Origin of the sequence: Flavobacterium adhaerens (assembly GCF_040045115.1) — a bacterium.
Taxonomy (GTDB): Bacteria; Bacteroidota; Bacteroidia; order Flavobacteriales; family Flavobacteriaceae; genus Flavobacterium; species Flavobacterium adhaerens.
The window spans coordinates 336122-347335 of record NZ_JBDLZX010000003.1; the positions used below are offsets into that span (position 1 = coordinate 336122).

General features: G+C 35.1%; 10 protein-coding genes. 9 read left to right on the top strand and 1 reads right to left on the bottom strand.

What is annotated here, in order from left to right:
* Positions 1-44 precede the first annotated feature (44 nt).
* The 9 genes from ABEB18_RS06030 to ABEB18_RS06070 all read left to right on the top strand — a co-directional run bounded on the left by ABEB18_RS06030 (position 45) and on the right by ABEB18_RS06070 (position 10130).
* Positions 45-758, top strand: coding sequence for a 3'-5' exonuclease (locus tag ABEB18_RS06030; protein WP_348798269.1), 714 nt, complete (start codon positions 45-47; stop codon positions 756-758).
* 78 nt (positions 759-836) lie between these two features.
* Positions 837-2276 (top strand): nucleoside recognition domain-containing protein, encoded by a 1440-nt coding sequence (locus ABEB18_RS06035; protein ID WP_348798270.1) that lies wholly within the window; start codon positions 837-839, stop codon positions 2274-2276.
* Between the two features lie 494 nt (positions 2277-2770).
* Positions 2771-3229 (top strand): FKBP-type peptidyl-prolyl cis-trans isomerase, encoded by a 459-nt coding sequence (locus ABEB18_RS06040; protein ID WP_348798271.1) that lies wholly within the window; start codon positions 2771-2773, stop codon positions 3227-3229.
* Between the two features lie 28 nt (positions 3230-3257).
* Positions 3258-4052: a polysaccharide deacetylase family protein gene (locus ABEB18_RS06045; RefSeq protein ID WP_348798273.1), complete on the top strand. Its 795-nt coding sequence runs from the start codon at positions 3258-3260 to the stop codon at positions 4050-4052.
* Between the two features lie 90 nt (positions 4053-4142).
* Positions 4143-6215, top strand: a complete 2073-nt coding sequence (gene metG, locus ABEB18_RS06050) for a methionine--tRNA ligase (RefSeq protein WP_348798274.1) — start codon at positions 4143-4145, stop codon at positions 6213-6215.
* An 81-nt stretch (positions 6216-6296) separates the two neighbouring features.
* Positions 6297-7181, top strand: coding sequence for a DMT family transporter (locus tag ABEB18_RS06055; RefSeq protein WP_348798275.1), 885 nt, complete (start codon positions 6297-6299; stop codon positions 7179-7181).
* Between the two features lie 63 nt (positions 7182-7244).
* Positions 7245-7949, top strand: coding sequence for an HAD family hydrolase (locus ABEB18_RS06060; protein WP_348798277.1), 705 nt, complete (start codon positions 7245-7247; stop codon positions 7947-7949).
* A gap of 133 nt (positions 7950-8082) precedes the next feature.
* A complete protein-coding gene (locus ABEB18_RS06065; RefSeq protein ID WP_348798278.1) occupies positions 8083-8712 on the top strand; it encodes a CatA-like O-acetyltransferase in 630 nt (209 codons plus the stop codon).
* 50 nt (positions 8713-8762) lie between these two features.
* On the top strand, positions 8763-10130 hold the full coding sequence (locus tag ABEB18_RS06070; RefSeq protein WP_348798279.1) for a hypothetical protein: 1368 nt from the start codon (positions 8763-8765) through the stop codon (positions 10128-10130).
* 93 nt (positions 10131-10223) lie between these two features.
* Here the strand turns inward: ABEB18_RS06070 and ABEB18_RS06075 are convergent, their stop codons facing one another.
* Positions 10224-11180, bottom strand: coding sequence for a PorP/SprF family type IX secretion system membrane protein (locus ABEB18_RS06075; protein ID WP_348798280.1), 957 nt, complete (start codon positions 11178-11180; stop codon positions 10224-10226).
* Positions 11181-11214 lie beyond the last annotated feature (34 nt).

An 11214-nucleotide genomic window follows, 5' to 3' on the forward strand; every position in this document is an offset into this window, starting at 1 on the left:
GAATTCGTGCTAATTAGTGGAATTTGTGTTTAAAATAAAATTGTATGATCGAAAAAATAAACCTCAACAACATTCTTTTCTTAGATATAGAAACCGTTCCTGAAACCGAAAATTACAACCAACTCGATTCGGAAATGCAAATGTTGTATGAGCAAAAAACACAATACCAACGCAAAGACGAAGTTTCGGCAGAAGAATTTTATGAGCGTGCTGGCATTTGGGCGGAGTTCGGGAAAATCGTTTGTATTTCGGTAGGTTTTTTTGTGATCAAAGGAGATATCCGAAACTTTAGAGTAACTTCTTTTTTTGGCGAGGAGGTTAAACTTTTAAAGGATTTTAATAATTTACTGAACAACCATTTCAACCAACCGCAACACCTTTTGTGCGGACACAATGCCAAAGAATTCGACATTCCTTTTCTTGCCCGCCGAATGATTATCAACAACATTCCGATTCCAGATAAACTGAATTTATTCGGCAAAAAACCTTGGGAAATCCCGCATCTCGACACTTTAGAATTGTGGAAATTTGGCGATTACAAACATTTCACCTCTCTAAAACTGATGTGTAAAGTGCTTGGAATCCCATCGCCAAAAGGCGATATCGATGGCAGTCAAGTAGCACAGGTTTTTTATCAGGAAAAAGACATTGACCGAATAGTCACTTATTGCGAAAAAGATACGATTGCCGTAGCGCAGATATTTCTTCGTCTTAGAAGAGAAGATTTACTGATTGAGGATGAGATTATTCATGTGTAAAGTATAGACCTTATAGGTTTTGAAAACCTGTTAGGTCTTTTTTGTAATAAATAATTACATTTACAAAAATTCTAAATTATGGTATTAAGCAGATTTTGGCTGGTCATTTTCATTTCGTCAATTGCCTTTGTGATTTTCAGTTTGTTTTCTGGTGGCAGTTATACAATAGATCACGTTTTAAACGGGAAAAAAGACGATCCTATTTTGATTTCTGAACAATATATAGATCAGATTCCAGCATTCATAAAAGACAGCATCCAAAAATCAGAAGAAAAAACTTTTATCATCAATAGAGATACGCTCAATGCCGATACTACTTATGTCTATAAAAATAAGGTAGTCAAAATGTACAGTGGAGTTCAAAAATCCGATGGTTTATTGCCTACTTGCAAAAGTACTTTGCTGGATTTGATTTTACCGCTTATCGCCTATTTGGCTTTTTTCTGCGGATTGATGGAACTTTTAATCATTTCGGGAGTATCCGAAAAACTCGCCAAAGTTCTAAGCCCAGTATTTGTAAAAGTATTTCCAAGTATTCCAAAAAATCACCCTTCGATATCGTATATGACCTTAAACTTTGCTGCCAATTTCTTAGGATTGGATTCTGCCGCCACACCATTTGGACTCAAAGCGATGGAGAGTTTACAGGAAATCAATCCCGAAAAAGACAAAGCCAGCGATGCCCAAATAATGTTTATGTGTCTGCATGCTTCAGGGCTAACATTGATTGCAACTTCTATTATTGGATATCGTGCTGCTGCAGGAGCCGCAAATCCGGCCGATGTAATGTTGCCTTGCATTATTACATCCTTTATTGGGACAATCGCTGCCTTTCTGATTGTTGGAGCTAAACAAAGAATCAACTTCAAAAGTGCTTCATTGGTCATCGGATTAATGGCGTTAATTGGAGCCATAATTGGTTTATTGATGTATGTAAACCATTTAGATTTAATTGGTAAAAACTACTTCACTTCTAATCTATCGGCCTTAATATTGGTTGGAATTATAGTTTTTACTTTAATCTTTTCATTTCTAAAAGAGAAAAAATTTACCGAAGCCGATACTACTGTTTACGAAGCCTTTGTATCAGGAGCCAATAACGGAGTCAAAACGGGTGTGACCATTTTCCCTTATGTTTTGGGAATGCTGGTCGCAATTTCATTGTTCCGAAACAGTGGATTATTCGAAATCATCAGTAACGGACTTGGATTTATATTCTCGAATATGGGAGTAAGCAAAGAAATTGTAGATGCCTTGCCAGTGGCTTTGTTAAGACCTTTTAGTTCTGCAGGTTCAAGAGGATTCCTAATTGATTCAATGAATACTTTTGGTGCCGATTCGATGACTGGAAGATTGAGCAGTATTTTCCAATGTAGTGCCGAAAGCACTTTCTATGTAATTGCGGTTTACTTTGGTTCTGTAAACATCAAAAACACGCGTTATGCTTTAGGAACGATGCTTTTGGTCGATGTGATTTGCGTGATTACGGCCATTTTTGTGGCGAGTTGGTTTTTTTAAAAACAAATCAACTCAAGTACAACCAAATTGTATGTTGGTAGAATGACAATCAAAACGTTGTCACGAATGGAACGATATTTTTTTTGGAATTTCAATCTATTTTTCATTCTTTTGAAAACAGTACAATTAGCATAATTTTATTAACCCTAAATCATTAAAAATGTCAAAATATTCAAAATACATTGCCATAGGTTTACTAATTCTATTTTTAGTTACCGCATTATTAGGAGCCTAATTTGGCCTACTTTTTATAAGGAGCAGGAATCATTTGGAATATCAGTCCACATGGTTCCTGCTCTTTGTTTCAATTTTATTGCCCAAACTCCGGGCAATAAAGATTTTCACTACGATCAGGGCTAATAGAAAGCAAAGTGTCTCTTTGCTATCATTTACAATCGCTTTCAATAGGTCAACAGATCAATTTTTAAGAAATCCTTATCAATTTTTGCAAACCCAAAAACATATATTTGCCCTCAAATAAATAAAATTCAATTATGAAATACACATTCATAGCCATTATCGCTACCCTTTTCATGTCATGCAGCAACAATGATTCTAACAAAAGCATTGATTATACCGAAAAAAATGAAGAAGAAATCACCAAGTACATATCAGACAACGACTTAGATGCTACCAGAACCGAATCAGGTTTGTATTATGTAATAAACGAAGAAGGAACTGGAAAAAGACCAACTGCAACATCCAATGTAACAGTAGCCTACAAAGGTTATTATACCAATGGAGAAGTTTTTGATGAAAGTGATGCTGAAGGCGTTTCATTTCCATTGCAAAGAGTTATTGCAGGTTGGACAGAAGGAATCCAACTTTTCAAAGAAGGAGGAAGTGGTATGTTATTAATTCCATCTCATTTAGGATATGGCAGTTATTTTTACAATGGAATCCCAGGAGGTTCTGTACTGATTTTTGAGGTTACATTAATTTCTGTAAATTAGTTAAAAAGAAATATTTAAATCAAAATCTATGAAAACACAGCACCTTTTTATTGCTTTAGTTGCCTTTTTGGGACAACAAATTCATTCGCAAGAAACAGAACTTTGGAACAATAAAAAGTGTGCTGTTGTACTCACTTATGACGATGCTATCAATGTTAATCTTGACATTGTAGTTCCTGCTCTGGATTCTCTTGGTCTTAAAGGCACCTTTTATTTAACGGGAGATTCGCCCGTTGTGAGTAAAAGAATTCCAGAATGGAGACTGGCCGCTCAAAATGGTCATGAATTGGGAAACCATTCGTTAACTCATCCTTGTGATGCTAGTCTAGAAGGAAGATCTTGGGTAAGTCCAGACAAAGCACTCAATACCTATACGGTAACTAGAGCGGTAAACGAAATCCGAATTGCCAATACCCTAATCGAAGCAATCGACGGTAAAAAAGAAAGAACCTTTGCTTATCCTTGTGGCGATACCAAAATTGGAGGGGTAAATTTTTATGATTCGGTACAAAATGAATTTGTTGGAGCTCGTGGCGTACAATCAGGATTTCAACATATCAAAGAAGTCAATTTAAACGATATTAATGCTTTTGGGATAAACGGTCATTCAGCAGAATACATGATCGATTTGGTCAAAAAAGCCATCGAAACTCATACTTTGTTGGTGTTTTTATTTCATGGCGTGGGCGGAGATCACCCTATAAATGTTTCAGCCAAAGCACACAAAGAATTACTTCAATTTATAAAATTACACGAAAAGGAAATTTGGAATGCACCTATGGTAGAGGTTGCGAAATTTATCCGAAAAAATCAAAAGTCATAATCTAGACATTTCCATTTCTAATCCCTCCCAATAAAAACCTTTTAAACTCTCAATTCTATTGCTTATTTTTGCAGGCAATAAAATTGAATCATGATACAAAATCCAAGAAGATATACTATTACAGCGGCATTGCCTTATACTAACGGACCAATACACATTGGGCATTTAGCAGGGGTTTATGTTCCCGCCGATATTTATTCGAGATACTTACGCTTACAAGGAAAAGACGTTGCATTTATTTGCGGAAGCGATGAGCACGGGGTCGCTATTTCGATGAAAGCCAAAAAAGAAGGGGTAACACCTCAGGAGGTAATCGATAAATACCACGAAATTATACGTAAATCATTCTCAGATTTTGGAATTGCATTTGATAATTATTCTCGAACTTCGGCCAAAATCCATCACGAAACAGCTCAAGAATTTTTCAAAAAATTATACGATAACGGCGATTTTATCGAGGAAGTAACCCAACAATTGTATGATGCCAAAGCAGATCAATTTTTGGCAGACCGCTTTGTTACTGGTACTTGCCCAAAATGTGACAATCCAGAAGCGTATGGCGATCAATGTGAAAAATGTGGTTCGACTTTGAATGCTACCGATTTGATCAATCCAAAATCAACTATTACTGGCGAAACTCCTGTTCTAAAATCGACCAAGCACTGGTTTTTACCTTTAGACAGATATTCTGATTTCCTAAATGAATGGATTTTGGTTGGTCATAAAAACGATTGGAAATCGAATGTTTACGGTCAAGTAAAATCATGGATTGATGGTGGTTTAGAACCTCGTGCGGTAACACGTGACTTGGATTGGGGAATTGATGTTCCTGTAGAAGGTGCCGAAGGAAAGAAACTTTACGTTTGGTTCGATGCGCCTATTGGATATATTTCATCTACCAAAGAATGGGCCGCTCGCGAAGGAAAAGATTGGAAACCTTACTGGAAAGACCAAGATACAAAGCTAGTACACTTCATTGGAAAAGACAATATTGTGTTTCACTGTGTAATTTTCCCTGCAATGCTAAAAGCCGAAGGAAGTTATATTTTACCAGACAATGTTCCAGCAAATGAGTTTTTGAATTTGGAAGGAAATAAACTATCCACTTCAAAAAACTGGGCGGTTTGGCTACACGAATACCTTGAAGAATTTCCAAATCAACAAGATGTTTTACGTTATGCTTTAACATCAAACGCGCCTGAAACTAAGGATAACGACTTTACTTGGAAAGATTTTCAAGCCAGAAATAATAATGAATTAGTTGCCATTTTTGGAAATTTCATCAATCGTGTGGTGGTACTTACCAACAAGTATTACAACGGAATTATTCCAACTCCATATGAACTTTCTGAAGTTGACGAACAAACTTTAGCCGAATTAAAAGCATATCCTTCAGTAATTTCAAGTTCGGTAGAAAGATACCGTTTCCGTGAAGCATTAAGTGAATTGATGAATGTGGCTCGTTTGGGTAACAAATACTTGGCCGACGAGGAGCCATGGAAAATGATAAAAACGGATGAAGAACGTACCAAAACGCAAATGTACGTCGCTTTGCAAATTGCAGCTGCTTTGAGTGTTTTAGCTGAACCGTTTTTGCCATTTACTGCTGAAAAATTGAAACGCATTTTGAAAATTGACAATCAATTGAATTGGAATTCAATTTCGGAAACCTCTGATTTATTACCAGCTGGACATCAAATTGGAGAAGCCGAATTGCTTTTTGCAAAAATAGAAGACGAAGAAATTCAAAAACAAATAGACAAATTGGAAGCTACAAAAACTGCCAATATGGAAGAGATTGCTTCGTCCCTCGCAATGATTGAACCACAAAAAGATCTGATTCAGTTTGAGGATTTTGCCAAAATGGATATCCGTATTGGTACGATTCTAGAAGCGGAAAAAATGCCAAAAGCCAATAAACTTTTGGTATTAAAAGTAGATACTGGAATTGATGTTCGTACGATTGTTTCGGGAATTGCAGAAAGTTTCAAGCCAGAAGATATTATCGGGAAACGTGTATCTGTATTGGTAAACTTAGCACCAAGAGCACTTCGTGGTGTAGAAAGTCAAGGGATGATTTTGATGACTTCAAATGCTGAAGGAAAATTGGTTTTCGTAAACCCAGATGCTGATGGTGTTGTAAATGGCGCTACAGTTAATTAAAAATAATAAAACATAACAATACAGATTGCCACAGATTAATTAGTAATTTGTGGCAATCTTCATTTATAAACAATCAAAAAATTGAAACTTACTAAACCAAGATTAGCTCTACTTTGCGGAATACTATGTATCTCAATTTTCCCGATATTAATCAAATTGCGATTAGCACCGGGGCTCATTTCGGCTTTTTATCGAATGTCCTTCGCGGTAATTTTACTCTTGCCTTATGTTCTTATAAGTGGAAAATTCAAACTTCCTAATTTAAAACTGACACTTTTGGCATCACTTTGCGGTGTTTTATTTTCATCCGATGTTGCCGTTTGGAATATCGCCATTCAGGATTCGAGTGCAACACAGGCATCATTGCTTACTAATCTATCTCCAGTGTGGGTGGGTATTGGTACTTTTTTGTTTTTGAGCTCAAAACCTGCAATCAATTTTTGGATAGGAACGCTCATCGCCTTATTTGGAATGATCGTATTTGTAGGTTTTGAATTTTTTATCCAAATGAATTTTGATCAAGCCTTTTGGTTTGCTATTTTATCTGGAGTCTTGTATGCTGCCTATCTTTTGGTTAGCAAAAATGTGCTTTCTGAGGTTGATGTGCTTTCGTTTATGACCATTAGCTTAACGGCATCGAGTATCTATCTAGGAATTCTTTGTTATGTGCTCAACGAACCTTTTACAGGCTTCACGAATATGGGCTGGTTCGTATTGCTGCTTCAGGCTTTTATTTGTCAATTGTGTGCTTGGCTATCGGTTAGTTATGCTATTCAGCACATGCGTGCAACCAGAGTTTCACTGAGTTTGCTTAGTCAAGCGATACTTACCGCTATTTTGGCTTGGTTTTTTTTGGAGGAAAAAATAACTTTACAGATGATTCTCGGAGGAATTATTTTGCTTTTCGGAATCCGAATAACTTTTTACCAAAAGACAATTTCTATGAAAAAATTGTTTTCAAAATAAATGAACTCTCGGTTCATGCAGATTATTTTATTATTTGTACTGAACTTTAAACTTAAACTACCCATGCTAATCGATAAAATACCCAACTTAAAAGTAATCGCCTTCGATGCTGATGACACTTTGTTCATCAACGAAACTTATTTTGAAGAAATTGAGAAAAAATTCTGTGGTTTGATGGAAAATTACCTTTCTCATCAGGGAATTTCACAAGAGTTATTTAAAACTCAAATAGCCAATCTCAAATTGTATGGCTATGGAATCAAGGGTTTTATTCTCTCAATGATAGAAGCCGCAATGGCAATTTCGAACAATACAATCCCTGTTGAAGTAATTGAGAAAATCATTCAATTTGGCAAAGAATTATTAGAAAAACCCATTGTTTTACTAGACGGAGTAGAAGAAACTTTACGAGCGTTGCATGGCAAATACAAATTAGTTGTGGCTACCAAAGGTGATTTGCTCGATCAACGCAGAAAATTACACAATTCGGGATTGGGACATTATTTTCATCATATCGAGGTAATGTCAGACAAGCAAGTGATTGATTATTCAGACTTGATTAAGAGATTAGAAATCGAACCAGAGGAATTTTTTATGATAGGAAATTCATTAAAATCGGATGTATTGCCCGTTTTAGAAATGGGTGGTTATGCTGTACATATTCCGTTTCACACCACTTGGGCACACGAAAGAATTGATCACAAGATTGTACATAAAAATTTTCAAGATTTTGAAAAAATCATCGAAGTTTTACCCTTATTAGTCTAACAACAACAGACAACAGAAACAAACACCTAGCTATAATGCATTTTATTTAGTATTTTAGCTAGGTTTTTATATTTAAACATATTTGCCCTTACACTCAAATTTTTATAAAAATTAGCCTTCCTAGACACAAAAAATGAGAACTCTTTTAGACTTAGACAAATGGAACCGAAAAGAGCATTTTCTTTTCTTTAAACAAATGCAGGAACCCTTTTTTGGTGTTACCCTACTCATTGATAGTACAAAAGCCTACGACAATGCTAAAGCGTTAAAAACATCATTTTTTATCTATTACTTACACAAGACCTTGATAGCGGTCAATGCTATTGAGAACTTTAGATACCGAATAGACAATACCCATATTTATATTTACGATAAAATAGATGGATCGGCAACCATAGCCCGTACGGATGGCACTTTTGGATTCTCATTAATTGAGTTTGATCCTGATTATTCAGTTTTTGAAAAAATTGCTTTGACCGAAATAGAGCGCATACAAAATACAACTGGATTATTGACCCGCGATTTTAGTATGGCCAATCTAATTCATTTCTCGGCAATTCCGTGGATAGAATTCACTTCATTATCACATGCACGAAATATGGCCTATCCTGATAGTTGCCCTAAAATTTCTTTTGGAAAAATGAAGTTATCAGAAGATGGGAAACGAACCATGCCAATGTCAATACATGTTCATCATGGCTTGATGGATGCGCAACATGTTGGACAAATGGCCGACTATTTCCAAGAAATAATGAACCAATAAATAAACAGTTCACCTGCTTCTAATACAAATTGTCAAAGTTTACACTCTATATGAAAAAAATAATCACTTTTTTACTGCTTATCCAAAGTACGTTGCATTATAGCCAAACCATTTTGGCCACCTATCCTTTGGAACTTAAAAAGTCTAAAGAGTATAGACAAATCATAAATGCCGAAAACAAAATTACTCACGAGTTCTTTGCTTTTATTAGCGACAAAGAATCCCTTACAATCCTAAAATACAACAGCTCGTTATTTTTGAACAAACAATTTACATTAGCAAGACCCGACATTAGCTACAAAAAATTGACAGGTTATAGCTTTGATAAAGATGGCAACCCTACTCTATATTGGTCCAATCAAGATTTAACAAAGATTATGGCTATCCAATATGATTTAGACAACCATACAACGTCAGCGATTATTGAGGTTGAACTTCCTTTTTTCAACCAATCTATTATAACACAGTTTCAGGAAAACAATATCTTTTATATCCTCGCTCAAAAGCATTTTGAAGAAAAATTGATACTGTATCGTTTTAAAGATGGAAAAAAGCAAGAAAAGGAATTGGACTTTAGTAATTTTAAATTTAAAAACACCTTAAATCAAGAAATCAGACTCAGTAAAATTCTGGAAGTTTGTCCGATAGAAAAAATAGAGACCAGTCAATTCAACCCTTTATTCAAAGGCACACAAAGAACAAAACTGTACATTCTTAGAGATAAGATGCTCCTCACTTTTGATCATAATGATAACGAAACACAAGGTTTTGAGATAGACCTTGCTAGTGCAGAAATTCAAGAAAAAAACTATCCTAAAACCGCAACTAAAGACCCTGTATGTTTATCAAACTCTTATTATCACGAGAACAAAATTTACCAATTTAAGGCCAACAGAGCCGAATTACTATTTGATATAAAAGAGTATAAAACTGCCGAATCCATTAAAAGTATTAATGTTTTAGAAACAGAAATAATTCCGTTTAAAACATCTCCTTTGTGGTTGCAAATTGAGAATCAAAAACCAAGAGAAATAAAAAATACGGCAAAATTTTTAAATCAACTGGTTCAACAAGACGTAGGGCTAACGGTTTATAAAACTTTAAATTCTATCTTAATCACAATTGGAGGCACAGGAATAACCCAATTTCTCAATAATTCCAACAATGAAAACAATGCTATGTTCACTGATTATCCCATAACAACCTATTTTGAGAGTGTATTCGATAAAAAGTTAGAACAAACCAAATCAAGCCAAGATCCGCTCGCTATTGATTTTATATCTGGTTTTGTACAAGAACATCCAGAAGTAAGTTTATCGGGCTTTATTCGCTACAAAAACTACTATATTTTGAGTTATTACGATACGCATGAAAAAAAATACACGATGCGTAAATTTATAGATGGATTTGAACGTTAGTCTAGCACTAAAAATTTAATCCAATTTGGAGCAAAAAAAAACTTATTGATTCGATATTCGAATCAATAAGTTTTTTTTTGAATTTGAAAAAGTCTAGTCGTGAACAGGAGTTTGCGTACAAGGACAGTTACTAATTCCTTGTAGAAATCTAAATCCTAGAGTAAATGAATGTGTACCTGAATTATAAGCCGCTAAATCATTTAGAGTAACTTGATACGAATATCCAACAGAAATAAAACCTTTTTGGAAACCTACAATTGGTCCTACCGCTAAAGGTTTTCCGATTTGATCATTCAAGAAACGATAAGAAGCTCCTACCCAATAATAGTCCTCGTACCTATTGAATTTTCTATATTTGAAGTTCAAATCAGTTACCGAACGACCATCACTGTGGTAATATTGATAAAAGGCTGATGGCTCTAACTCTTGTCTGTTCCCAATATTAAAAACATAACCACTATACACTTGGTAATTAGTAAGCTTATTTGGTTCGTAAGCAATATCAAAGTTTAAATCCTTTTGCAAAATATTAGTTGCGGTAAGACTGGCATAAAATCCTTTGTTACGATAAAGCAAACCCACCTCGAAGTTGTTATTTACCGTTGAACGGTCATCAGTTATATTAGGATCAGGTGCAGAAGGATTAAAATTAGTTGTATTTATGCGAAATGAATTGTAGATATACGAAATACCAAAAGACATATACTGCTTAGAATAATAATCTAAAATGATATGATGAGCAAAGGTAAGTTTACCCCCAGCTTGTTTAGTATTACCATTAGAGTCATTATACAAAGTCAAGCCCACACCCGATTGATCTAAAACCCTAAAATCAGCATACAACGCCTGACTCTGTGGAGAATCTTCAACACCAACCCATTGTTTGTAACCATTTAAATTTATTCTAAAATTATCACCAATACCTGCGTAGGTTGGCGAAACAACATAGGGGTTATCGGCTAAATACTGTGTGGCAATAGGAACATTCAACTCTTGACTGTAACCATTGGCAACAGTCAAAAGTAAAATGCTTAATACTAACTTTTTCATCTTCTTGTTTTAATTTGGGGTAAAACGCTCGCTT